A 23,991-nucleotide genomic window follows, 5' to 3' on the forward strand; every position below is an offset into this window, starting at 1 on the left:
GCTGCACGGTAATCCATGATATGAGCACACGGTAAACAGCCTTCAGCGATGCTTTCTGCTATCTTGTACCCTGGCCTGAATCCAGTCCATTACAACCGCACAGCCAAGCTTCCCCTCCACGGAGCCGTTCATCACCAAATCCGCATGCCAACGGGTAGGCTCGACATATTGATCATGCCTGTATCGCACAAGCTGCAAATATTCCTGTATCACGCTTTCCTCGCGATGACCCTTCTCCATGAACCGCCGGTTTCTTCGAAGCATTCTTTCATCCGCGGGACAGTCGACGAACAGCTTCAGATCCAGGGAGTTTCGAAGATCCTCGAATTGATACAGAAGAAACCCTTCAATGACGATGACATCATGGTCACCGCAACGGGCGGCTTGTTCTATCTCATCGGTCAGACGCTGGATGTTGACGGCGTCCGGATGGTTAAAATCCTCAAAGACTGTATTCGTAAAGGGCGCTTTAGACATAGGTCTGACGGACTTATAATATTTGTCCATATGAAAGAGCGCCACCCGATACTCGACAAGCTTCTGCTTGAGTTGGAGGCTTAGCGTCGTTTTGCCGCTGCCCGTCCCCCCGCCTATCCCGATTCTTATAGCACGGCCATGATTCATGTTCTCGTTCTTCCTCCGCATTTGGTTCACTGTGTAGACTTCAGTCGTTTATATTGCATTACCAGATAGGCCCGGTTTTTTAAACCTATCCTTATCTGATGTCTATATTAAAAAACAGACAGCGTGCCGCCGCCTGTCATTTGTACTTTTTCCAATCCATCTCGCTGTGTTCCAGCAGATATTCAAAATCGTTATCGCGACGCTTCTGTTCCGCCTTGCGTGCAGCTTCCCGTTCCTGCCGCTCCTTCTCCAGCCGCTCGGCTTCAGAGGCCTTTAAGGACTCGGTTGTCGCCTTCAGCTTTGCCAAAACTTGAGGGTCCAGCATATCTTTTAGCGTTGCGGGTTTATCGGCAGTTTCCGTCCGCGGCGCCGGGGACGTTCGTTTCTTTTTTGCCATAAATACTCACCTCGATTTCAATCCATTATACCATCTTAAATGTCGTCTGACATCCGTATCTATTGAAGAGGCTTTACGAAAAAGGAGAGCCTCTCGGCTCTCCTTCTCGTTATGTATACTTACTTAAGGGCGATCGATGGGACTTGAACCCACGAATGCCGGAGCCACAATCCGGTGCGTTAACCCCTTCGCCACGACCGCCATGACAATGGACATATCATCATGCCCGAGATCATAATATATCAGATATTCAGCCGTTTGGCAATTTGTAATTTCTTACATCGTCCCTTGATTTCAACGACGAGTAAATACTATACTTACTTGAACTCCGTCGTCTGACCAAGAGTCCACATACGCTACAACATGATGATTCAGCATAGGGGGTAAGACATTCATGATCTATCATATCGATTACGTCTCAGAGGGATTGCATGTGAAAGGATATCTGGGTTTGCCGCCGCAATTGTCCCCTAATCGCAGCCAGGAGATGTCCGAAGCGATCGACGCCATACCCGGCGTTACGGTAACCGGCACGCTTGCATGCTCCTTGAATAAGGACCCTGTTCCGGAAGGAGCCTCCGGGTCGATCGAACCTAAGCTGCCGCTGGTCCTGTATTGCCGCGGAGGCATAGGCCGGATCGGCGCGGTCAGGTTGAAGTGGGTCGAAGAATTCGCGGCGCAAGGCTATGCCGTGTTTGCTCCGGCCTATCGCGGAAACGAAGGCAGCGAGGGCAGGGATGAGTTTGGAGGCGCCGATACGATGGATGTGATCACCGCCTTGGAATGGTTATCCCGCATTCCATGGATAGACAACAGCCACATGCATCTGCTGGGCTTCTCCCGCGGGGCGATCAATGCTGCCGTGGCAGCCGCCCGGTCATCTCATGTATCCAAAATGATTCTATGGAGCGGCGTTTCCGACCTGGCGCAGACCTACGAGGAACGGATTGATCTGCGCAGAATGATGAAACGCGTCATTGGCGGTACGCCGACCAAGTTTCCGGAACGATACCTTCTTCGGTCCCCGATTCATTATGCGGATCGAATCCGATGTCCTGTCCTGATTGTGCATGGTACGCGGGACGAGCAGGTCCTGGTTGAACACAGCTACCGGATGCTGGACAAGCTTCAAGAGCTGGGACATCACCCCGAAGCTCACCTGTACGAAGGGCTGGGACATCATTTCCCGCCGCCGCAGCATGCAGCGGCGATCAACCGGATGTTCGACTGGTTGAAGCGAAGTTAAGCGTATTTATTCTCAAGTTCATGAGGATCGGTATCTATACCCCTATTCCAGCCTAGCAGCCGTATCGATCCAGTATTTGCAATTCCCGTCCGCAATGGAACTGAGTTCACCATGGTTCCATTCTATGATGCGACGGGAAGCCAGATTGGTTTCATCGCAGGTTAGAAGGACCCGGCTTATGTTCTTCTCACGGGCTTTCTTAACGAGCCCCGCCAGCATCTGTTTGCCATATCCTTTCCCCCGCTCCGACGGCCTGATGACATACCCGATATGCCCCCCTGACTCCAAAAGCTTCTCATTCAAGCGGTGTCTGAGCTTGCCGTAACCTACAGGCTTGCCGGTATGATACAGCCAATAAATCGTCTGGGGAACATACTCATCCGGCAGATTGATGCTTCGTGCCATTTCGTAATTGCGACGGACCTTGGAGGAGAATTCCTCCATGCTGCTGCTATTTAAGCCGTTAACAAAGCCGTTCTCGCCGGAGCCAATCTCCTGGACCATAAACAGCAGACTCTCATCCTCCTTCTCCAGCAGCTCCCTTAATGCTAACGTCAAGGCTATCCCTCCACTTGAAAAATCGAATCCACAATGACAGGCAGCTGATCCCGCAAGGATACCGCGCCGAATACGGATCTGGCATGGATCCCTTGATCCCCGAACACCTCAAGCATCAAATCTGAAAATCCATTCAACACCATATGATGCTCTTCGTAATCGGTTGTTGCGTTAATGAAGCCCTGAACCTTAACCACCCGCTTCACTTTATCAAGCGATCCAAGGCCTTCCCTCAATACGGCCAAGACTTCGATTCCGGTCAGCCGAGCATATTCGTATCCCTGCTCCGTTGTGTAATGCTCGCCCAATTTACCCCTTGGCTGCCCGGATGGACCCTTGCCGGAAACATACATCAACCCGTTCACGATGACGTAGTTGGCATACTTGGCTGCCGGCGATCCGGCTTTTGGCAAGCTGATGCCCAGCTGCTGTAAACGTTCCTCCGCACAAACGGTCATTTGATCACTCCTATAGGAAAATCATTCAAATTAAATTTCAATTATTGTATCACGGAATAACCGTTTTACAAGCAAAAAAAGACCAACCCCATTCATCGGGATTGGTCTTGGATGTAACCTGTCTGCTCTTAGATCCGGAACGAATACGAAGCATAACGCTCCGCATTGTCAATCGCCTGCCACACGTCCGTCGTTTCTGCTCCCGGATACCAATAGGCATACCCGGCAATTCGGTATTTGGCGGCCATGAGATGTTTCCATGACAGGGAGCGGGAATCCTCGGTCCATATGCGATGCTGGATGCCTCTGCTGCTATAAGCTGCTTCATATTGCGCCACGCTGGCATTCCAAGTTAAGGAAGCCCGGGTCAGACGGATGCGATGTCCCTGTTCAATCAAACTGATATCCGACGAGGACACCGATGAAGCAATCTGCCAATCCCTCGTATAGAGCGGATACGCAATGATGCTCTTCTTAGCCGGCACTTGGGTCAGCAGCTTGCTCAGCGCGGATTCGCTCCATGGCAGCGAGGATACGGAGCCTGCTTTCGGCGAACCGCCCCAGTGCTGGTCATAACTCATGAGCACCATATAGTCCACTTGACTGCCAAGCGCCGCATAATCGAAGGCAGCCGTCCAATCCGTATTCAGATCAGGTGAAACATCAATGGATAACTTGGCTCCAAGCCGTTTCATTTCCATGGATAACTGCGTGATGAAGGCCGTCAGATTCTGCCTGTCCTCAGGCATGACGTTTTCAAAATCGATATTGATCCCATCCAATCGGTAGCGGGATACGCTCGCAGCGATGCTGTCTACGACAGACTTCCGGGACTGCGGACTGCTTAGAACCTGGTGGGTTCCTTCCGCATTCGCGCGGTTGCCCACCATAGCCCACACCTGCCGGCCATTGTTATGTGCCCAATTCAGCAGCTCGATGTCGGTGCTGTCCGACAGCTTCCCGTTAGACTCCATGTAATACCACCGCGGCACCAGCACATTCAACCCGGCCCGTTTGGCATAGGAGATATATTGCTTGGTCGAGCCATTGTACAACCAGCCCATATGAATATTCGCAGCCGGCTGGCTGTCGATCATGGATTTCACGTTTCCCGATTGAAGGACCCTGTCCAGCAGCATCGCCGTTTCTTCCCTGGTGATCGGGTCCAGCGGTCTGAATTGGCCTTGGCTTCCTTGCAGCCAGCCTGTATTCGTCGCTTGGCCGACCGCACGCCAAGCCCATGCCGCGATCGATTCCGAATCCGTATAGTAGCCGGCGGTATATCCGTTATCGTATCCAATATCCTTCATGGCACGAATAACGATGACCGCGGCTTCCTGTCTTGTTATCGAAGCATTCGGAAAGAACTTGTAGCCGTTCCCCTCCACGATGGATAAATTAAGGCCTGCATGAACCCAGCCGTAGTACCAAGCTGAACGGGATACGTCCTGAAAGGCGGGCAGATCGTTCGGAACAGGCTCCATGTTCAGCATTCTGGCAACCATAGCGATAAATTCGGCCCGCGTAACCGGATTTCGCGGCAAAAAAGCTCCTGTGCCATCCCCGCTTACGATGCCTCGCTTGGCCAGACGGTAAATCGCGTCTTTTGCAAAGCTGGACGAAATATCGTGAAAAGCGGTCGGGCTAGGAGCTTGAGCTGCTGATGCCTGAAGGGGGCTTATAAACGCTGTAAAAGACAAAAGGAAACAAAGTGACAGGATATATTTCTTCAAAGGGGCGCCTCGATTCTATCATCTGATATTCTCAGCATATCAGATGATGATAGAATCAGGCATTATGCATTTCTTGGCAATGTGGGCAACGGTTAAGGATTTAACAAGTTAAAACGACCGCGCCTATACCTTCGACTACAAGGGAATCCCGGCTCAATCCCTTCACATGCTCTTCGCCAAACAGAACCTTCCAGTCGCCCAGCTTGGGTATCGTCAGGGAGGACGGTTTGCGTCCGGCATAATAGAGCACATAGATATTCTCTGCCGGGTCGCCGCCCGCATGATCGCGAAGCGTGAAAGCAACGGTATGCTCCGGGCACGGCTCGAAATGAAGATGCTTGCGGATCGACGCTGCATCCCTCATTCTGAACGCCGGATGATTCCTGCGCAGCTGAACGAGCCGCTGGATGTACTTCACCCCGTCCTGGTGTTCCGATGCCATTCCCCAATCAAGCCGGTTCACCTCATCGCTGGCATTGTAGCTGTTCTCCACACCGTTCTTGGAGCGATAATACTCTTGGCCGGCGTGCAGGAAAGGAATGCCTTGGCTGGTAAGAATCATGGCCGATGACAGCCGGTGCATATCGCGGCGAACGGCATCCGACTCCCCATCCGTAGACAGCATGATTTTATCCCAAAGGGTATGGTTATCATGACACTCCACATAATTCACGCACTGATCCGGCTCGGAAGCAAACGCCTTGATATCTTGGGAATACGGAATGCCGCCCACGATGCCTTGCTTCACCTTGTTTTGATATCCGACGCCGCCGCTCACAAAGCCTTTATAATCAAAATGAAAGATATCCCCTTTAACTGCATCACGGAAACCATCGTTAAAGTGCGCGATTCGCGGCATCAAGGCCGCTTGCTGCTGATTCGCCCGTTTCTTCTCGTCCAGCTCGGTATTCATGACCCAGCCTTCGCCGATCGTCATGATGGAAGGATCGATTTCGTCCAGGCGCGCACGGATTTCATTCATCGTCTGCACATCCAGCAATCCCATCAGGTCAAAGCGGAAACCGTCCACCCGATACTCCTTCACCCAATGCAGGACGGATTCCACAATGAACTTCCGCATCATCGGACGCTCGGATGCCGTGTCATTGCCGCATCCGGATCCGTTGGAGAATTTGCCGTCTTTCGTGTAGCGGAGATAATATCCCGGCACCAGTTTCGTGAAGTTGACCAAATACCCGTCATAAACGTGGTTATACACCACGTCCATGATGACCCGCAGGCCATGTTCATGGAAGGTCTGAATCAGCTCCTTCAATTCACGGATCCGAATCTCCGGCACATACGGATCGGTAGCATACGAGCCTTCAGGAGCATTATAGTTCTTCGGGTCGTACCCCCAGTTGTACTGAGGCTCATGCAGCCTGGTCTCATCCACGCTTTCCGTGGCAAAATCATAAATCGGCAGTAGTTCCACGTGCGTGGCCCCAAGCTCCACGATATGATCAAGTCCTGTACGAATCCCTCCCGGCCCCCGGGTACCCGTCTCCGTCAGGCCTTTAAACTTGCCCTTAAACTCCACTCCGCTGTCCGGATGAATGGTGTAATCACGAACATGCAGTTCATAGATAACGGCATCCAGCGGGCTTTGGAACGGAGGTTTCTCGTCTGTCCAACGCTCGGGATCGGTCCCTGCCATATCCACGATGTAAGCCCGATCGCCATTGACGCCTACGGCTGCCGCGTAGGGATCGACTGCTTCATTCCATTGATCCCCGATCAGCACCTGGTAGGTGTAAAACATCCCATGAAGATTCTCTTCTACTTTCAGCAGCCAGGTTCCCTTCACGTCGCGCGTCATCGGGAAACGCCGGGCTTCTGACGTCTGCCAATCCGCGTACAGCAGCACGTAGGCCTCGCTGGCCGTGGGTGCCCACAGGCGAAACTTGGACTCTTGGGTTTGGTAGGTTAACCCCAGGTCGGTTCCGTCATAATAAAACAGCTTGTCAAATTCCTTATCAAAAACGGAGACGCCCCCGGTTACCGCGGGATCCCCGTAGTGAATAACAGCGTTGCTTTCTTTTTGTACCGACAAGATGTTCACTCCTCATTTAGGCTTCCGGTCAAGTTGCAGTCCTTCCACTTCTTCTTTTGTAATGGTACGGTTTCCGTAGCGGGCTTCCTCATACAGCTCGATCAAGGACTGCGGAATGCGATCCTTCCGTCCGTCCCATTCCTTAAGATCGTTTTCGGTCTCCCGCGGTGTAAATGACGCTTTCCAATTATAGCCTTCCCTGATGCTTCGGGAAAGTATCAAACGATACATTTGGCGGATTTTCTCATTGAGAAACTCCGAGCCCTCTCCTTCCCGATGCCTTCCGCCGATACGCACGCCGGACAACAGCCGTCGCAGCCGCTTGGATGCCGGGTCATGCTCTATATTCTCCACTTCGTCCTCATAGCCCAGTTGGGGCTGGACGTTCTGCCTGTTCATCATCCTGTTCATCCACGCGGAGAATTTTCTGTAGAGGCTGGGCAGCACTTTGCCAAACCGGAACAGAACGTATAGCATACCGATCCCGATCACGGTGAATACGCCATAAATCAGCACTTGCTCCAGGACTTTCATCCATTGGCTAGGCGGCTTGGTTTCTTCATCGAGATACGGCATCTCGGGAGGAGGCTCCGACATTGAAGGAGGCTCCGGCGCTTGCTCTGCACCCGAACTGAACCACCCGGAGATCCAGGCAGCGATCCCCCTCGCCATATCGGAGACCCACTGCTGCAGCTGCGGAAGAAAAGCGACCAGCGCAATAAGGATCAGCAAAAGGATGATAAACCAGCGATTGTAGCGCAGCACGCGCCGTTCCAGCACGGGCTGGTCATTGCCCGGCAGCGTTTCGTCCAGCACGTATTGCCGGTTGACGATCAGCAGGGTCAATCCTAACGCAGCCGCTCCCATCCAGGTCAGAGACGATATTCCGCCGCGGAAGGAGTCCGTGAAACTGAGAAAAAAACTGCTGACCCCGTACAGAATCAACCCGATCAGAAAGTATGTTCCCGGGAACATCAAATTCCAGTTCACCTGCTCCATTCGGCTTCCGCGAATACTGGCAATAAACAACAGCGGGATCACGTAAGCAAGGATGATATCAACCCCTACAAAGGCAACGGATACAGCAACGGATACCAGGCAAGACCATACGAAAGCTTTGAACTGACGATCCATGTTGAACCAATGTGCACCTGCGTAGCCCAGGACGTACCCGCCTAAGACCAGGGCGGGCCATATCCATCGGTACGATTCAGGCAGCAGATAGAATGCCGGGATGAAGAGCACCGGGAAATACAATACGCACTCCACCAATCCCTGCAAAAAAGCCCTTATAAATCCGGGTCCTCGACTGGTCATGCGGACACCTCCTTCGCGGAAGACGGCACGTCGCGGAGAAGGAATACCTGGATCGTGTGCCCATTATCCCGGAATCGCTGAAACATCTCTTCCAGCCTGGGACTGACGTAAGTGCTCAGAATGAGGATATCTTTAGCTTCTTCATGCCGCGACAGCTCATGGGCCAAATAATCATGAAAAGAAAGCCGGCGGGTCAGCTCCAGTCTGGCCAGCATTTCGAATATCAGCTCCTGCTGCATCATGCCGCCTGCAACCGGAACGAATGCTTCATCGCTTGAATCCTCGCCAAGGGTTCCATTGGTCCCCATCCCGATCTCCATGCCCAGTGACAATAAATGCGCCGTAATGCCGGCAGCCAGGCGGATGCCATACTCAATCGCCTCCGGCCGCGTTGCCTTGCTCCACATCTGCTCATGATCTTCAATATTCAAATAGATGAAGAGCCGGCTGTCCGCGGTCGTATCCCGCCTGTGAACCTGCAGGCTTCCCGTCCGTGCAGTCGCTTTCCATTGGATATCCTTCAGCGGATCACCGTCCCGATATTCGCGAACGCCCGATATCAGGAATGGATCCTCCATGATCCATCTTCGGACCAGCATCTCCCCCATCCAGGTCTGAACCGGCAGCTCCATGTCCGACGCATCCATCGGCATCGGATACACGATAATTCCGCCGGACAGGGTCTTGCTCTGGACAACCGATTCCATGCCGACCAGATCCCCTGTCGTCATCGATACCGTTCCCAGCTTGTACAAACCTCTTCGTTTCGCGGTAATCCGATGCCTTCGAAGAATCTTGGTCCAAGGCAGCAGACTGAAGAAGCTCTTATGGTTCTGATTGTATTGCCCCTCGCTGATGTCCAGGTTCAATTGGTTATCGAACGCCAGGCCCGAGCGGAACTGAGATTCTACCCGAAGCCAGGGCACCGGCAGCGCTTTACGGTTCTCGATGATTTCGATCAATTCCACGGAATCTCCCTCATAGCAGGTCGATACCTTGAAGGAACGGCTGTAGTTCAGCTTTTGGAGTGCCGTCCGTTTGAAAATCTTGCCCTGCACGACCACAACCACCGCAGCGATCAACAATATCCAGTAGGCTCCCATCGCCATCGCCCCCTACGACGAAATGCCTTCTTCTGTCGGCACGGCAACCTGCTGCAGCAATCGTTCGATCACTTCTTCCGAGGCGGTCGCGCCGCCGCGGTTGTGGAGCGTCCCCCGCAGCTTCAAGCGGTGCGCCCACGTCGGCACGGCCAGCTCCTTCACGTCATCAGGCGTAACGAACTCTCTCCCGTTCAGGACGGCCTGTACCTGCACCGCCTTCAATAATGCCTGGCAGCCCCTCGGGCTTACGCCAGAGGCGACGGCTTCATCCCGTCTCGAATGCTCGGAAAGTTCGACTATATAAGCCAACATCTCATCGCTGACATGTACTTTGCTGACGATATGCCTGGCTTGTACGATGCGGTCGGACGCTGCGATGGCCGTCAGGGATTCCAGCGGCTGTTCGTCTTTGAAGCGCTTCAAAATATTCACGCTTTCCTCCGAGGTAGGATACCCCATGTTCAGTTTGAATAAAAAGCGGTCCAGCTGTGCCTCCGGCAGCGGAAACGTTCCTTGCTGCTCCAGCGGGTTCTGCGTCGCGATGACCAGAAACGGTTCTTTCAGTTGATGGGTTACTCCATCTATGCTGATCTGGTGCTCCTCCATGCACTCGAGCAGACTGGACTGCGTACGAGGCGTCGCTCTGTTGATTTCATCGGCGAGCAGGATATTGGTGAACAGCGGACCGGGACGGAATTCAAACGTCGCGGACTGTTGATTATAGAAATAAATGCCGCTCAGATCGGACGGCAGCAAATCCGGCGTAAACTGTACTCGCTTAAACGTGCAATCAATCGACCTGGAGATGGATTTGGCCAACAGCGTCTTCCCGGTTCCCGGAACATCTTCCAGCAGTACATGTCCCGATGTGACCATGGCAATAAACAATCTGTCAATCAGCTGCTCCTTGCCTACCATAACTTTGGAAACGTTTGCCCGAATGTCGTCGGCAAGACGGCGGACGTCATGATAATCTGTAATGATTGTAACCACCCCTTATGTAGTTTAACTTAACAACAAAGTTCGTCACGCCATCCCATAATTCCTGTTATTCGGGACAAAATAAGACCGATTAGCCAAGTTTGGCCAAGCCTTCACTGACCAGGGCGCGCCTCTTCCAATAACGCCAAGAAGCCGTCCAAGGACGGCTCCCGGGGAATCACCCTCAGTAGGGGATACTCATGCCGTGTTGTATTAGCCGATAAAATGAAGCCCATATTATTCTGACGGCCTGTTTTCCTCGGCGGAATCCGAGCCGCTTTCCGGAATCAACAGTTTAGCCAGCTCCGATTCCGCCTGCTCTCGGCTGTCGATCCGGATGTCGATATAATGCTTGACCTCAGGCGCTTTTGCATAAAACGGTTCTAGAGAGGCAACCCATTTCTTATAGTCCGGGTGCCCGCGGAAGCCGATCAGGTGATCCTTAATGCCGCTCCAGCGGACAAGGAATATATATTCATCCCGGTTCTCCACGCACTTGTGAAGTTCATGGCCTACATACCCCTTTTTGGATAACAATACGCCGGAAGCCTCCCGAAAGGCACTTTCGAATTCGCTTGCCAGCCCAGGTTTAATATAAAGAATGGCTGATTCCAGTATCATAACGTTCCCCCTCTTTCGACATCGATCCGATCAACGGTAAGGCAGCGCTACAGACTTCGCAGCACCAGGCTATGAAAACAAGTAGGTGCAGTCAAGTATATGCTGGTATAATGAGAAGAATGAATATACGAATGAGGATGAGACTAACATGGCATTCGGCATCTCGAAGCAGGAATTGCAGCAATGGAAACAGAAAGTCGCCAAAGGCGATATCGCGTTTTTAACCCATTATTGGTACGATAAGCGGTTTCCGGAGTTCCATACCGTAACCAAAGTAGGCTGCTCGGATATTCAGCTCCTGAAGGACTGGTGCATATCCAATGGACTGAATCCGCAGTATATCCATCACCGCCAGCCATACCCGCATTTTGACCTGATCGGTCCCAAGCAAACGGAATTGCTGCACAAATATAAACTCGAAGATCATATCACGAGATTCGGTCTGTCATAACGTCTAGTCTCTCGACTTGAATTCAAGGTGACAGTCCGCTGATAGCACAGAAAACCCGCCTTGATCCACGGTATCGCTCCTTACATTCCGTGCCCGATCAGGCGGGTTCTTTAGTTATCATGTCATGGCCTGGACCATGCGAATATTCCAGCCTGACTCATAACATTATGTTACGGCTTGGCTTGTCATCTTTTTCAGCGTTTTATGGATCCAGATCGCAGCCGTTGCGCCTTCCCCCATCGCTACAGTCGTTAATTCGGAATGGACGCCAAGGTCGCCTGCAGCCCACAGCAGTTCGACACTTGTCATTTTGGATCGGGGATCGGTCTTCACATGCCGGTTGTGCTCCAGTTCCGCCCCCAACTGCTCGGCCAATTCGGAATAGATCATGTTCCCGCCAAAGGATATGAAACCGCGCTCCGCGCGTATGATGCTGCCGTCTTCCAGCACGACAGCCGATAGGATGCCCCCTTCCTCCTGAATTTCGGTTACTCTTTTCTCTATATACGGAATCCCAAGATTCGCTAACTGCGTCATGTTCTCGGACGAAGCCGGCTGTCCCTCATGGTTGACATAGATGATTTCCTTAGCCCGCTCGGATAACAAAATGGCCATACTGGCACCGGGATCCCCCGATCCCAGCACAACGGTTTTTCGATCCTGAATTTCATATCCATCGCAATCGGGACATACAAAAACGGATGTGCCCAGCGTAGACATCAGGCCCGGCAGCTTGGGAAAGCGGTCCATCAAGCCTGTTGCAAGCAGCAGGCTTTTTGCCCTGTACCTGGTTCCGTCTTTACCGGTTAACACAAAACACTTCGCTTCATCCCGTTCGGCCTTCCGTATATCATCGGCTGCAAACGCAACTCCCACGGCCTCCGCCTGCTTCCGCCCTCGCTGTCTGAGCTCTTCACCGGACACCCCTTCCGGCCATCCTAGTATGTTGCGGTAGCTCTTGCAGATGGTGGAACGCCCCGTTCCCCGGTCGATGACCAGTACATCGTAGGCCGAATACCGTCCCAGTTGTATAGCTGCCTGCAGACCTGCAATTCCGCCGCCAACAATAATGCAATCTTTCACGTCGCTGTCCATCATGTAGGTTTATCCACTCATTTCTGTATCGAATTAAGAGCTAAAAACTCTTGTGATCAACGCATGCTTCCCGAATAGAGATACACCCTAATATTTAACCAATCCGATGCGATTTACTCCTGATCAATCAAATAACCCCCGGCACATCATGCCGAGGGCTATTCAATAAGGCCTTTACAGGAGAAACTGTCCTGCTAATGCGCCAATGATGACAACAAGCCACGGGGGACTCTTCCAGAACATCAGCATCCCGAACAGTCCTGCGCCGATCACAAATTCAAGCGGACCGTGGATGGAGGAAGTCCATATGGGATGGTACAAAGCGGCCAGCAGAATTCCGACCACAGCCGCGTTCATGCCTGTCAGCATGCCCTGCAGCTTCGGGCTTCTTCTGATGCCGTTCCAGAATGGCATGGCTCCTACCATGAGCAGAAATCCGGGCAGAAAGATGGCAAGCGTAGCAACGATGCCACCGGGTATTCCCTGAATCAGGACCCCAAGATAAGCGGCAAATGTAAACAACGGGCCAGGAACCGCTTGTGTCGCCCCGTAACCGGTTAGAAAATCCTCTTTAGACATCCATCCGTTCAGTACCGTCTCGCTCTCCAGCAGCGGAAGAACGACATGCCCTCCGCCGAATACAAGCGATCCGGCACGGTAGAAGCTGTCCACAATGGCTACCCATCCATTATCGGTTATTCCTTTAAGGAGCGGGAGACCTACCAACAGAACGACAAACGCTCCCAGGCAAAAGAGTCCGGCTCTCCGTCCGATCGGCATTTTCATATCGGGTGTTGACTCTTCGTTTGCTTGACGCTTGAACAGCCACAATCCCGATAAGCCGGCTAGAGCGATCACCGTCACTTGAGACATGGGACTCTGCCACAGCAGCACGACGGCCATGGCGATTAACGCTACAGCCGCCCGGACAGGGCCTGAGGCCAGCTTCCCTGCCATTCCGAGCACCGCTTGCGCTACGATGGCTACCGCGACGATTTTAAGTCCCTGAATCCAGCCTGCCGAGCCCGGATCGAAGGTTTGCATCAGGTAGGCAAAAATCATAAGCATGAGCACGGACGGCAGCGTGAAGCCGAGCCAAGCGACAAGTCCGCCCCAGAGTCCGGCTCTCATAACCCCAACGCCAATGCCTACCTGGCTGCTGGCAGGTCCGGGAAGGAACTGGGCCAAGGCCACCAGATCCGCGTAGCTTTTCTCATCCAGCCATTGTTTCCGCCGTACATAGGTCTGGTGGAAGTATCCGAGATGGGCAATCGGCCCGCCAAATGAAGTAAGTCCCAGCTGCAGAGCAGTCCACCAGGTTTCGCCGAGCGCACGCCACCTTCCGGACGGTTGTCTGTTGCCAACTTGAGACTGTGTTTGCTCTTTATCTGTCTGTAGATTCAAGATACCATCGCTCCCCGTTTGCTTGGTGTAATGTGATAGAACTCTTAACCCGTTCAGTCTTAAGTATATAGATCATCTTTATCAAATTTCAGAGTATACCATATTCTCATGATCAATCTACCCATTTATGTAAACGCAATGTAAATTTTTCAGACTTGAATGCTTCGCGTGAATGTCCGCACATGCATTAAAAAAAGAGCGATCCAACTGGAGTATCTCCATGGATCGCTCTTCATATCGTTCTAATAGCATGATGCATCACCAGATGCTGACTTCTGCAGCTTTAAGCCTCCGTCTTCGTTTCGTCCGGAACGGACAGATAACCTGGCTTCGCTGCCCCAAAACCAAAGATGAACAACACCACGACAACGGCGGACAGCACCGTCAGAGGCACCTTCCACCCTCCCGTTGCGTCATGCAGGAACCCGATCAGCATCGGACCGACGGCAGCCAGCAAATAACCCAACGACTGGGCCATGCCCGATAACGCGGCGGCTTCGTGGGCCGTTTTGGTACGAAGGGTGAAGAACATCAGGGACAAACTGAAATTCGCCCCGCCCGAAATACCTACCAGCATCACCCATAGGAGATTCAATGAAGACATGCCGGATAACAAACCGGCATAACCGATCAGCATGGACAATGCAGAGATCGTTACCAGTACGCGCTGGTTCGGATTCCGGCCGGCCAGGACTGGAATGATGAAGGAAAACGGCAGGCTGACAAATTGGAGAATCGAGAGCATCCATCCTGCGGCGCCGTAATCCATGCCTTGGCTTCTCAGAATTTCTGGCAGCCAAGAGATGTTCACGTAGAACGTAAACGATTGAAGCCCCATAAATAAAGTAATATACCAAGCAAGCGGCGACTTCAGCACGCTCTGCTGCTTTCCGGCAGCCGAACTGACCTCAGCGGTTTTTCCGGAACTGCTGCGTTGGATCAGCCATACAATCATCGCCAATATGGACAAGGATCCCCAAATTAACAGGGAGCCCTGCCAACCAAGCCCGGCTTGGGTAGCCAGCGGAATGCTCACCCCCGATGCAATCGCGGCGAGCAGGTTCATCGAGGCGGAGTAGGTGCCTGTCAACAAACCGATATGGCGCGGGAAGTCCCGCTTGACCAGACTCGGGAGCAGCACGTTCCCTACGGCTATGGCCATCCCTAGGAATGCGGTACCTATCAACAGCGTATAGGGAGACGATATCGAGCGTATGCCGATGCCGAAAGTCAGCACGACCATACTCAGCAGAAGGGTTGTCTCCAGTCCCCATTTTTTGGCCATGGCCGGCGCCATCGGCGACAGTAAAGCAAAGGCTAATAGCGGCAGCGTTGTCAGCATGCCTGCCAATGTGTTTGAAATTCCCGTATCCTCACGAATGATTCCGATCAGCGGACCTACCGAAGTAATCGCCGCCCTGAGGTTAATGGCAATAAGGATGATGCCTGCAAAGATCAACCATGTGCGCCCTGTGGAATTGGTGTTTGGATCTATCGATGTTCTTGATGTCATGACATGGACTCCTTACTTTTCATGCGATATGTAAAAATAAACTTATCCGAGTTTATCACAAACCCGGACTTTAGGCCATAGCCCCGGGAGGTCAACATCCTGGCGGCATGTCATGTAATAACGCATGGACGCACCGAAGAGCCCTACACAACCGGGCTCCAGGCATACACGGATAATTTTTGGACATCGCGAATCAATTCATTATACCGGTTCAGGATATCCTCGGTTGAAGCATGGCGGAACTGCTCAAAGATCCCCATGCACCGCAACATCCCGTTATCGCTTTTGATTCTGATCGAATACTCGAGACTGTCCAGGATATAGGATAAACCGCGATTTTGCTGTTTGGCATTCAAATAGTATATCCCTAATTCGGCGAGAAGGCGGGTGTAACGGTTTATTGTGACCTGATCGCTTATCTTTCCAAGCTCATTTTGCTGCGATCTATAATGCAAATGCTCTTTAAAACGGTCCAAAATCGGATCAACATGAAGTTGATAACGATTGGCTGCGACCATGATATTGCATAGAGCAAGAAAGATCTCATGTTCTCTCGATTCAACGTAATCTACATACTGATGTAGGGCACCTGGTTGTCCGCTCATTAAACTAAACATATAGCGATTTGCTTCAGCCCATTCTTTGAATTGATTCATAATGAGGGATTCTTCATTACTGGCGTTAGTTATCCAGTCTGGTTTTTCATACAAGGATACGTAGTAGAATGCATTATCGTAATCCCCACGCTCTTGATATAAATATGCCTGAATTAAATATGAATACAAAATATAAAAAATAAGGGGCTTCCTTGGATTTCCACTTCCCTCGAACCAGCTCCTATTTTGCTGATAATGAATTCTGGCATGATGTTCCATTCTTTTGGCAAGAGCTTCGATTTTATCCATACGCTGCAAAGATATATTCAGATTAATAAGCTTAACATACGCATCCAACTGATACATTTCATCCAACCTATCAATATAAGGCTCGAAATATACGGCAGCTTGTAAATTTTCCTCTTGGTTCTCACCTAACCTGATTAAGAATAATCGATATTGGCAAAGTGCTAACCGTTCGGAATACTGCAATTTTTCGCATTCGGCTACGCATTCGTATAATAACGCAGCCGCTTTATACTTTTCCTCGATGAACAATTCTTCTGCCATTTCGAAAAGCATTGGTACGTAATTGATATTTTCCAACGTCATTCGTGCAGTTCTATGCAAACAGTCCAATTTATCCAGTTCAGCACATCGCTTAAGAAAAGGCCTCAGTCTCCGCCAATCCGGAGTGGTGTGGAAAATACTTTCCGTTATGTAAAGATTGTAGAAGTGCCCCTCTTCCAGACCCATTCCTTCGGTAATCCGGTCTAACTGGTGCATGGACATGGGACGATTACCATTCAAGATATTACTAAGTGTTCCGCTGTTGATGCCGGATATCCTCGCAAACTGGTTAATCGTCATACGATGATTCTGCAAATATCTTACTATTTCTCCGCGAATCGTGGCTGTCGTCTCCAAGTAACCACACCCCCAGATGGAAAACCAAATATTAGTTTTGTAATTAATTAATTTCATGCTATTATTTTACATTCTTTAGGTCAATAGTAGATGAACTGAACATACCTAAAATATTTCTATAAGATACAATAAAAGACGCCTCCGAGGAATCGGAAGCATCTTACTATGGCCCACCTATTCGAGTTTAAGATAATTATGAACCGCCAGATCCAAATCCATGAGTTAAAGTTGAAAATACCGCTATTTGTTCGTTATTGTCAGCATGAATCGTTAAAGCTGGAACTGCAAATGTCCAAACGATACTAAACATAACTAATAGAGAAACCAATTTTTTTCTCATTTAATTTTTGCACCTCGCTAACTAAATTAGTATACCTTTTTTGTGATTCTAATGATGAAAAATGACGATACTGTTCGAATAACCCCATGCATCTTAGCATGCCAGTGTTACTATTAATTGTAATGGAACTTCCCAAACTTTCCAATATAAATTCTATTCCTTTATCATATTGTTCCGAATTTATATAGTAGATCCCTAATTCGGCCAATAAACGCGTATGTCTCTCTAATGTTACTTGATTACTAACTTTGCCTATTCGATTTCGTTGTTGCTTATAGATTAAATAATCATTGTAATCTTCCAAAATATGATCTACCTGAAATTTATGTCGATTGGCCGCTATCATTATGTTACACAAAGCCACAAAAATCTCGTCTTCGCGAGTCGAGACGAATTCCATATACTCAGAAAGGACTTCAGCTTGCCCGACCATTAACTGGTACACATATTTGTTTGCAACTGCCCACTCTTTAAACTGGTTAATAATTTGTAGTTCTTCATTATTAGCGTTATTACCCCATGAAGGATCAGCATATTGTGATACATAATATAGTGCCTTTTCGTATTCTCCACGCTCACTGTAGCTATATTCTAATGATAAATGTCCGTATAGTATATAAAAAATAAGTGGATTCTTCCTCTTTACTTCAATATGATTTTTTGTCTCAATATACTTAAACTCAATCATTGCTTTATGCAGCATTAGCTCAGCGAATTCCTCAACTTTATCCCAACGATGAATAGATCCATTTACATTGATCAAATCAACTAGCGCATCCAATTGATAAACTTCATCTAAACGATCAATATAAGGTTCGAAGTATACTGCTGCCCGCGAATTCATTTCCTGATCATCCGTAAGCCCGAGCGTAAACAACCGGTACTGACAAAGGGCCAGCCGCTCCGAATGCTGGAATCTTTCGCTCTCAGCCACACTCCTGTAGAGCAGCACGGCCGCCTCATGCTTTCCCTCTTTGAAAAAAAGCTCGGCTGTTTCAAAGAGCAGCGGGGAGTAAGAAATATTATCCATCGTCATTCGGACAGCCTTGTCCAAACAATCCAGCTTCCCCAGTTCCGCGCACCTGTGAAGAAACGGTCCCAATCGACGCCAATCCGGCGTAGCATGAAAAATACACTCATCTATGTACAACTCGTAGAAATAACCCTCTTCCAGACCCATGCCTGACGTAATTCGGTCCAGTTGCTGCATGGAAATCGGGCGGTTCCCATTCAGAATGTTGCTGAGTGTGCCGCTGTTGACCTCCGATATTTCAGCAAACCGATTAATCGTCATTTCGTTCTTATGTAGAAACTCTTCCATTTGTTCGCGAATCGTGGCTGTCATTTCCAAGCTAACACCACCCTCCAGGATCAGAACCCAAATATTAGTATATTTCTCTATACAGTAATCATATTAATTAATATTCCAGCGGTCAATACTTATTTACGTCATTTTTTTACATAAAATACCCAATAAGATTTAAAAATCCCAATTTCCTTGTAAATCCTATTCTATTTATATATCGTCAAATGAAATGACACGATGAGAAAAAGCGCTCCGAAATTTTCGGAAGCGCTTTTTTTGATGAATTCTATGAAGAACTTTCTAATCAATCTTCAGTCCAAAAATTCCTTGTCTTGAAGTAAAATTTTACCCCAGCACCAAACGATCATCGGACAGCTTATGGCCGCTAATCTGCTCAAATTCCCCAAGCAGCTGCTCCACCGTCAGGGATTTCTTGCGCTCTTCGTCCACATCCAGAATGATGCGCCCCTTATCCATCATAATGAGACGATTGCCAAGACGGATGGCTTGCTCCATGTTATGCGTGACCATGAGCGTGGTCAACTTCATGTCGCGTACGATGTCATCGGTTATTCGGGTAATCAGCTCCGCACGAGCCGGATCGAGCGCTGCCGTATGTTCATCGAGCAGCAAGATTTGCGGCTGCGTGAAGGTTGCCATTAGCAAGCTTAGCGCTTGACGTTCTCCTCCCGACAGCATTCCTACTTTGGCTCGGAGCCGATCCTCAAGTCCAATGCCAAGCCGCTCTAGATGTTTGCGGAATCCGGCCCGCTTGGATGCTGTAACGCCTATGCTGAGCCCGCGGGACTGGCCGCGACGATATGCCATCGCCAGATTCTCTTCAATGGTCATATGCGGCGCCGTGCCCGCCATCGGATCCTGAAATACCCGGCCGATCCAACGGCTGCGACGGAATTCCGGCAGATGGCCGATCGAAGTGCCGTCAATGCGCACTTCACCCGCATCCGGCTTCATTACCCCGGAAATGATATTCATTAGCGTGGACTTGCCCGCACCATTACTCCCGATAACCGTCACGAAATCCCCCGACTTCAAGCGAAGATTGATATCCATCAAGGCGATTTTCTCATCCACCGTCCCCGGGTTAAACAGCTTGGACACATGGTTCATTTCCAGCATCAGAGGGCACCTCCTTTGGTCTTCCCTTGCGTAGCTAACAGTTCGGTTGAGCGCCTCCGTGCCTGTGAACGCTGCTTCATCGCCCGGTTGATGGTCGGAACCACGAGAGCGATAATGACGATGATCGCCGTGATCAATTTTAAATCCGAAGCTTCGAGCCATGGAATCTCATAAGCAGCGGCAACGACAATCCGATAGATAATCGAACCGCAGACGACAGCCAGCGTCGTCCGGAATACCGAGCCGGTTCCAAGAACGGCTTCGCCGATAATAACGGATGCCAAACCAATGACAATCATTCCAATACCGGAGCCGATGTCCGCAAAACTGGATTGCTGGGCAACCACTGCTCCGGATAAGGCCACCAGCCCGTTCGAGATGCTGAGTCCCAGAATGGTTGTTGTGTCCGTGTTGGCACCAAAGCTGCGGATCATCCGCTTGTTATCGCCTGTCGCGCGCAGCGCAAGACCAAGATCCGTCCGGAAGAATGCATCCAGCAGCAGCTTGCCGATGATCACAATCACTAACATAATATAAATCGGATCGATCGATCCGAAGATATTCGCTTCCTGGCTCAACGATATATTAGGCTTGCCCATGATCCTCATATTGATCGAATACAGCGCAATCATCATAATAATGCCCGACAGCAAACCGTTGATTTTACCCTTGGTGTGCAGCAGGCCTGTACAGATACCGGCTAACATACCTCCGGCAAATGCGGCAAGCGTGGCAAGCCATGGGTTCACACCGTTGGTAATCAGAATCGCTGCAATCGCTGCGCCTGTCGTAAAACTTCCATCCACCGTCAGATCCGGAAAATCCAGAATCCGGAACGTAATATACACGCCAAGTGCCATCAGCGCATACAGCAGCCCCAATTCAATCGGACCATCCAGCTTCATCACGAAATCCAGCATGTCTTTGACCTCCTTTAGGATTAAGCAAGGCGCGGGCTGTTACCTCCGCGCCTTACCGTTACTCGATGATGTTGTTGTCCGGGTCTTTGACTTCTTGTTTCATGGCGTCGGTCACTTCAATTCCATATTCAGCCGCAGCCTTCGTGTTCAGGATCAGATCCAGTTTATCCGGCTTCGTGATTTCCATGTCTGCCGGATTTTTGCCGTTTTTCAGGATCTCTACGGCCATCTGTCCAACTTGATATCCATGATCGTAGTACTTGAATCCAACCGTTGCAAAAGCTCCCTTCTCCACCGTATCGCGGTCACTGGAAAAGAACGGTATTTTGTTTTTTTGTGCTGTCTGAATAATTGTCTCGACTCCACTTACCACGGTATTATCCAGCGTGATATAAAAGGCATCGACTTTACCGACTAGCGATTCCGCTGCTTGCTTCACTTCCGAAGTATTGGTAACGGCAGCTTTCACAAGCTCGATTCCATGCTCCGAAAGCACCTCTTCTGCCGTGTTGGCCATAACAACCGCATTTGCTTCTCCTTCATCTAAGACCAAACCAATCCTCTTAACATTTGGAAAATGAGTATTTACAAAATTCATCAATTGTTTGGTTGCTTCCGGGTTCGTGTCAGATGCCCCGGTGATGTTGCCCCCTGGTTTCTTCAAATCGCTGACCAGCTTCGCATCGAGCGGATCTGTTACAGCTGCGAACAAGACCGGCTTCTCCTTCACGTTCTGCGCCACAGCCTGTGCCGAATCGGTTGCAATTGCGATCACCAGATCCGCTTTCGTATCCTTCAACTTCTGTCCAATCGAGAGGTTGTTCGCCGGGTCACCTTGTGCATTGTTGTAATCAATCTTCAGCGTTTTGTCATCCTCCGAGATTCCAGCGTCCTTCAATGCTGCCAGAATACCTTCCCGCGTTGCATCCAAGGATGGATGCTCAACGATCTGTGAAATCGCGATGCTGTAGGATTTCTTCTCGGCATCTCCGCCGCTGCCCGTTTGAGTCGTGCCGCCGCCTTCCGGCTTGTCCCCGCAGCCTACTGCCGTAACCAGCAGTGCGGAGAGTGTAAGTGATAACCACATTTTTCTCTTCATCATGAATCCCCTCTCAATTTGTTAACCGTTTTGCTTTCCAAACCATAATTTTCTACATAAAGCGACAACGCTTCCCCGCTTTCATAGACGAAAGCATTAAAGTCAAAAAACAGGTCGTTCCTATTGAACAACGGTCTATTATGAACATTTTATATGTACCCAATTGTATTCGTCAATCAAGATTTTCTATTGGAGGATGCTTTCCATAAAGAACATCCCCGGATCTCATACGTCTCCGGGGATGCCAGTATAACGAAACCATATTTATATAGTAGAAAAAATCTTATAATAACCTCTACAGAATGGAACGGCCCTGCATGGTCGCAAGCCACGCATCTGCCATAAGAGCATGCCCTGCCGGCGATGGATGCACGCCATCGGGCGCCCAATAACTCATCTCAATCTTGGCGCTGGCTGCAGCGAATATGCCGTCAAGCGGAACGTACAAGGTTTCAAATTCGCGCGACAATTCGCGAACGGCCTGAATTTTTGGGTCCAGATCTTCCCGCCACTCCTTCTTCGCTTCCGTAACGGGCAGCAGGAAGGGCTCCATGAGAATGAAACTGGCGCCGGTCAGCTCGCGGGTTTGGATTAGCAGCTCCCTGTAGCCTTCATAATAAGCTTCCACGGACGTGGTTTCGCCGCGATTAAACCTCCTGCCGGTTTCATTGATGCCGACCAGGATGGATACCCATGTCGGATCCAGATCGATGCAATCTTCCTCCCAGCGCCCCCGCAGATCGACGACCCGGTTGCCGCTGATTCCCCGGTTTACAAAACGCAGCCTTTTCAATGGCAGCTCCATACCAAGCCGGGCAGCAGCCATCAGCGCGTATCCATGCCCCAAACTGTCCGACTCCTCGTAATTTCGCCCGCAATCGGTGATGCTGTCGCCTTGAAACAATACGAGTGCATTTTGCTCGATATGTACCATGCTGTTCAACGCCTCCAATAATGAAAGTGTTCACCTGCTCACCCCTTCATCATAACCGCTTTCAAGCATTCGTGAAACCCCTTAAATTCACATATCATGGCAAACTTTCTATACATTTAAGTTGACTATGTGGAATGAATTCACTACAATTCTATAGGTATACGTATGGCTGAATCTTAAAAAGAACAGGTGATTAAATCATGTCAGAGCAACAGAACTATCAGATCCTTCTCTATTATAAATTTGTTCAAATCCCGGACCCTGAAGCGTTCAAAGACGAGCATCTGCAATACTGCAAAGATCTCGGGCTCAAAGGACGCATCCTGGTTGCCTCCGAAGGCATCAATGGTACGGTATCCGGTACGGTTGAACAGACTGAGCAATATATGCAGGATATGCACGCCAATCCGCTATTTGCGGATATGGTGTTTAAGATTGACCCATCCGAAGGGCATGCCTTCAAAAAAATGTTCGTGCGTCACCGCGAAGAACTCGTTACGTTCCGTGTCGAGGATGAACTCGACCCTAACGTGATCAGCGGAAAACGCCTATCGCCCCAGGAATTCTTTGAACACTTGCAGCGTGATGATGTGATCGTCATCGACGGACGGAATGATTATGAGTACGACATCGGTCATTTCCGCAATGCGATAAGACCAGAGGTGCAATCCTTCCGGGAGTTTCCGGAATGGATTCGCGAGAACCTGAGCGAGCACAAGGATAAAACCATCCTGACTTACTGCACAGGGGGCATCCGATGCGAGAAACTGACCGGCTTTATGCTCAAGGAAGGCTTCAAAGACGTTGCCCAGCTTGAGGGCGGCATTGTCACCTACGGGAAAGATCCTGAAGTACAGGGCCGTCTATTCGACGGAAAATGTTATGTGTTTGATGAGCGCATTTCCGTTCCGATCAATCAAACGGACGAGGATGTTATCGTGGGCAAATGCCACCATTGCGGAAAGCCCGAAGATCGGTATATCAACTGCGATAATGACGCTTGCCACCTGCAGCATGTGTGCTGCGAAGAGTGTGAGGAGCTTCATCATGGCTGCTGCTCAGCGGAGTGCGAAGAAATTGTTGCTGCAAGCCACAATGCTTCCTAATCCAATCAAGGCATATATTAATAACCAAACGAAAGGGCAAGACGCGAATCACTCGCGCCTTGCCCTTTT

22 protein-coding genes and 1 tRNA gene are annotated in these 23,991 nt (G+C 50.2%); 3 read left to right on the forward strand and 20 right to left on the reverse strand.

Annotated elements, in window-relative coordinates:
• Positions 1-42: 42 nt before the first annotated feature.
• The 3 genes from GYMC10_RS19775 to GYMC10_RS19785 form a co-directional block, all read right to left on the reverse strand.
• A complete protein-coding gene (locus tag GYMC10_RS19775; RefSeq protein WP_015736188.1) occupies positions 43-624 on the reverse strand; it encodes an AAA family ATPase in 582 nt (193 codons plus the stop codon).
• A gap of 136 nt (positions 625-760) precedes the next feature.
• Positions 761-1,021 (reverse strand): YqkE family protein, encoded by a 261-nt coding sequence (locus GYMC10_RS19780; protein WP_015736189.1) that lies wholly within the window; start codon positions 1,019-1,021, stop codon positions 761-763.
• A gap of 128 nt (positions 1,022-1,149) precedes the next feature.
• Positions 1,150-1,222, reverse strand: a tRNA-His gene (locus GYMC10_RS19785).
• Between the two features lie 193 nt (positions 1,223-1,415).
• Between GYMC10_RS19785 and GYMC10_RS19790 the strand changes: the two genes are divergently transcribed.
• Positions 1,416-2,267 carry an alpha/beta hydrolase family protein gene (locus GYMC10_RS19790; RefSeq protein WP_015736190.1) on the forward strand — a complete coding sequence of 284 codons (852 nt, stop codon included), beginning with the start codon at positions 1,416-1,418 and terminating at the stop codon, positions 2,265-2,267.
• Between the two features lie 42 nt (positions 2,268-2,309).
• Here the strand turns inward: GYMC10_RS19790 and GYMC10_RS19795 are convergent, their stop codons facing one another.
• The 8 genes from GYMC10_RS19795 to GYMC10_RS19830 all read right to left on the reverse strand — a co-directional run bounded on the left by GYMC10_RS19795 (position 2,310) and on the right by GYMC10_RS19830 (position 11,091).
• Positions 2,310-2,825 (reverse strand): GNAT family N-acetyltransferase, encoded by a 516-nt coding sequence (locus GYMC10_RS19795; RefSeq protein WP_015736191.1) that lies wholly within the window; start codon positions 2,823-2,825, stop codon positions 2,310-2,312.
• Positions 2,826-2,827: 2 nt separating this feature from the next.
• Complete coding sequence (locus tag GYMC10_RS19800; protein WP_015736192.1) at positions 2,828-3,283, reverse strand: RidA family protein; 456 nt, start codon at positions 3,281-3,283, stop codon at positions 2,828-2,830.
• Positions 3,284-3,411: 128 nt separating this feature from the next.
• Positions 3,412-5,016: an S-layer homology domain-containing protein gene (locus GYMC10_RS19805; protein WP_036661484.1), complete on the reverse strand. Its 1,605-nt coding sequence runs from the start codon at positions 5,014-5,016 to the stop codon at positions 3,412-3,414.
• A gap of 100 nt (positions 5,017-5,116) precedes the next feature.
• Complete coding sequence (gene pulA / locus GYMC10_RS19810) at positions 5,117-7,069, reverse strand: type I pullulanase (RefSeq protein WP_015736194.1); 1,953 nt, start codon at positions 7,067-7,069, stop codon at positions 5,117-5,119.
• 12 nt (positions 7,070-7,081) lie between these two features.
• A complete protein-coding gene (locus GYMC10_RS19815) occupies positions 7,082-8,386 on the reverse strand; it encodes a DUF4129 domain-containing protein (protein WP_015736195.1) in 1,305 nt (434 codons plus the stop codon).
• Positions 8,383-9,489, reverse strand: coding sequence for a DUF58 domain-containing protein (locus tag GYMC10_RS19820; protein WP_015736196.1), 1,107 nt, complete (start codon positions 9,487-9,489; stop codon positions 8,383-8,385). The genes GYMC10_RS19815 and GYMC10_RS19820 overlap by 4 nt, the downstream gene beginning before the upstream one ends.
• Positions 9,490-9,501: 12 nt before the next feature.
• A complete protein-coding gene (locus tag GYMC10_RS19825) occupies positions 9,502-10,482 on the reverse strand; it encodes an AAA family ATPase (protein ID WP_015736197.1) in 981 nt (326 codons plus the stop codon).
• Between the two features lie 225 nt (positions 10,483-10,707).
• Positions 10,708-11,091 carry an antibiotic biosynthesis monooxygenase family protein gene (locus GYMC10_RS19830; protein WP_015736198.1) on the reverse strand — a complete coding sequence of 128 codons (384 nt, stop codon included), beginning with the start codon at positions 11,089-11,091 and terminating at the stop codon, positions 10,708-10,710.
• Positions 11,092-11,239: 148 nt separating this feature from the next.
• Between GYMC10_RS19830 and GYMC10_RS19835 the strand changes: the two genes are divergently transcribed.
• Positions 11,240-11,542 carry a hypothetical protein gene (locus GYMC10_RS19835; protein ID WP_015736199.1) on the forward strand — a complete coding sequence of 101 codons (303 nt, stop codon included), beginning with the start codon at positions 11,240-11,242 and terminating at the stop codon, positions 11,540-11,542.
• A 165-nt stretch (positions 11,543-11,707) separates the two neighbouring features.
• Here GYMC10_RS19835 and GYMC10_RS19840 read toward each other — a convergent pair whose 3' ends face one another.
• The 9 genes from GYMC10_RS19840 to GYMC10_RS19880 form a co-directional block, all read right to left on the reverse strand.
• Positions 11,708-12,640: an NAD(P)/FAD-dependent oxidoreductase gene (locus tag GYMC10_RS19840; RefSeq protein WP_015736200.1), complete on the reverse strand. Its 933-nt coding sequence runs from the start codon at positions 12,638-12,640 to the stop codon at positions 11,708-11,710.
• A 171-nt stretch (positions 12,641-12,811) separates the two neighbouring features.
• Complete coding sequence (locus GYMC10_RS19845) at positions 12,812-14,041, reverse strand: chromate transporter (protein ID WP_015736201.1); 1,230 nt, start codon at positions 14,039-14,041, stop codon at positions 12,812-12,814.
• 283 nt (positions 14,042-14,324) lie between these two features.
• The gene (locus GYMC10_RS19850) at positions 14,325-15,554 is read right to left on the reverse strand and encodes a CynX/NimT family MFS transporter (RefSeq protein WP_015736202.1); all 1,230 of its coding nucleotides are present in this window, start codon (positions 15,552-15,554) and stop codon (positions 14,325-14,327) included.
• A gap of 143 nt (positions 15,555-15,697) precedes the next feature.
• Positions 15,698-17,077, reverse strand: coding sequence for a helix-turn-helix domain-containing protein (locus GYMC10_RS19855; protein ID WP_015736203.1), 1,380 nt, complete (start codon positions 17,075-17,077; stop codon positions 15,698-15,700).
• Between the two features lie 302 nt (positions 17,078-17,379).
• Positions 17,380-18,768 carry a helix-turn-helix domain-containing protein gene (locus GYMC10_RS19860; RefSeq protein WP_015736204.1) on the reverse strand — a complete coding sequence of 463 codons (1,389 nt, stop codon included), beginning with the start codon at positions 18,766-18,768 and terminating at the stop codon, positions 17,380-17,382.
• Positions 18,769-19,068: 300 nt separating this feature from the next.
• The gene (locus GYMC10_RS19865) at positions 19,069-19,863 is read right to left on the reverse strand and encodes an ABC transporter ATP-binding protein (RefSeq protein ID WP_015736205.1); all 795 of its coding nucleotides are present in this window, start codon (positions 19,861-19,863) and stop codon (positions 19,069-19,071) included.
• Positions 19,863-20,783: an ABC transporter permease gene (locus tag GYMC10_RS19870; protein ID WP_015736206.1), complete on the reverse strand. Its 921-nt coding sequence runs from the start codon at positions 20,781-20,783 to the stop codon at positions 19,863-19,865. The genes GYMC10_RS19865 and GYMC10_RS19870 overlap by 1 nt, the downstream gene beginning before the upstream one ends.
• A gap of 58 nt (positions 20,784-20,841) precedes the next feature.
• Positions 20,842-21,882: an ABC transporter substrate-binding protein gene (locus tag GYMC10_RS19875; RefSeq protein ID WP_041622025.1), complete on the reverse strand. Its 1,041-nt coding sequence runs from the start codon at positions 21,880-21,882 to the stop codon at positions 20,842-20,844.
• Positions 21,883-22,177: 295 nt separating this feature from the next.
• Positions 22,178-22,816: an SGNH/GDSL hydrolase family protein gene (locus tag GYMC10_RS19880; RefSeq protein WP_015736208.1), complete on the reverse strand. Its 639-nt coding sequence runs from the start codon at positions 22,814-22,816 to the stop codon at positions 22,178-22,180.
• 200 nt (positions 22,817-23,016) lie between these two features.
• On the opposite strand from GYMC10_RS19880, the gene GYMC10_RS19885 reads away from it, so the two are divergent.
• Positions 23,017-23,922, forward strand: a complete 906-nt coding sequence (locus tag GYMC10_RS19885) for a rhodanese-related sulfurtransferase (protein WP_015736209.1) — start codon at positions 23,017-23,019, stop codon at positions 23,920-23,922.
• Positions 23,923-23,991: the final 69 nt, after the last annotated feature.

Origin of the sequence: Paenibacillus sp. Y412MC10, assembly GCF_000024685.1 — a bacterium.
In the GTDB taxonomy this organism is placed as follows: Bacteria; Bacillota; Bacilli; order Paenibacillales; family Paenibacillaceae; genus Paenibacillus_AQ; species Paenibacillus_AQ lautus_A.

Coding starts and splice junctions, on each gene's coding strand:
- GYMC10_RS19870 (WP_015736206.1), bottom strand. CDS start 20,783: ATGCTGGATTTCGTGATGAAGCTGGATGGTCCGATTGAATTGGGGCTG.
- GYMC10_RS19875 (WP_041622025.1), bottom strand. CDS start 21,882: ATGAAGAGAAAAATGTGGTTATCACTTACACTCTCCGCACTGCTGGTT.
- GYMC10_RS19835 (WP_015736199.1), top strand. CDS start 11,240: ATGGCATTCGGCATCTCGAAGCAGGAATTGCAGCAATGGAAACAGAAA.
- GYMC10_RS19885 (WP_015736209.1), top strand. CDS start 23,017: ATGTCAGAGCAACAGAACTATCAGATCCTTCTCTATTATAAATTTGTT.
- GYMC10_RS19775 (WP_015736188.1), bottom strand. CDS start 624: ATGAATCATGGCCGTGCTATAAGAATCGGGATAGGCGGGGGGACGGGC.
- GYMC10_RS19865 (WP_015736205.1), bottom strand. CDS start 19,863: ATGCTGGAAATGAACCATGTGTCCAAGCTGTTTAACCCGGGGACGGTG.
- GYMC10_RS19820 (WP_015736196.1), bottom strand. CDS start 9,489: ATGGGAGCCTACTGGATATTGTTGATCGCTGCGGTGGTTGTGGTCGTG.
- GYMC10_RS19780 (WP_015736189.1), bottom strand. CDS start 1,021: ATGGCAAAAAAGAAACGAACGTCCCCGGCGCCGCGGACGGAAACTGCC.
- GYMC10_RS19830 (WP_015736198.1), bottom strand. CDS start 11,091: ATGATACTGGAATCAGCCATTCTTTATATTAAACCTGGGCTGGCAAGC.
- GYMC10_RS19880 (WP_015736208.1), bottom strand. CDS start 22,816: ATGGTACATATCGAGCAAAATGCACTCGTATTGTTTCAAGGCGACAGC.
- GYMC10_RS19840 (WP_015736200.1), bottom strand. CDS start 12,640: ATGATGGACAGCGACGTGAAAGATTGCATTATTGTTGGCGGCGGAATT.
- GYMC10_RS19790 (WP_015736190.1), top strand. CDS start 1,416: ATGATCTATCATATCGATTACGTCTCAGAGGGATTGCATGTGAAAGGA.
- GYMC10_RS19815 (WP_015736195.1), bottom strand. CDS start 8,386: ATGACCAGTCGAGGACCCGGATTTATAAGGGCTTTTTTGCAGGGATTG.
- GYMC10_RS19850 (WP_015736202.1), bottom strand. CDS start 15,554: ATGACATCAAGAACATCGATAGATCCAAACACCAATTCCACAGGGCGC.
- GYMC10_RS19800 (WP_015736192.1), bottom strand. CDS start 3,283: ATGACCGTTTGTGCGGAGGAACGTTTACAGCAGCTGGGCATCAGCTTG.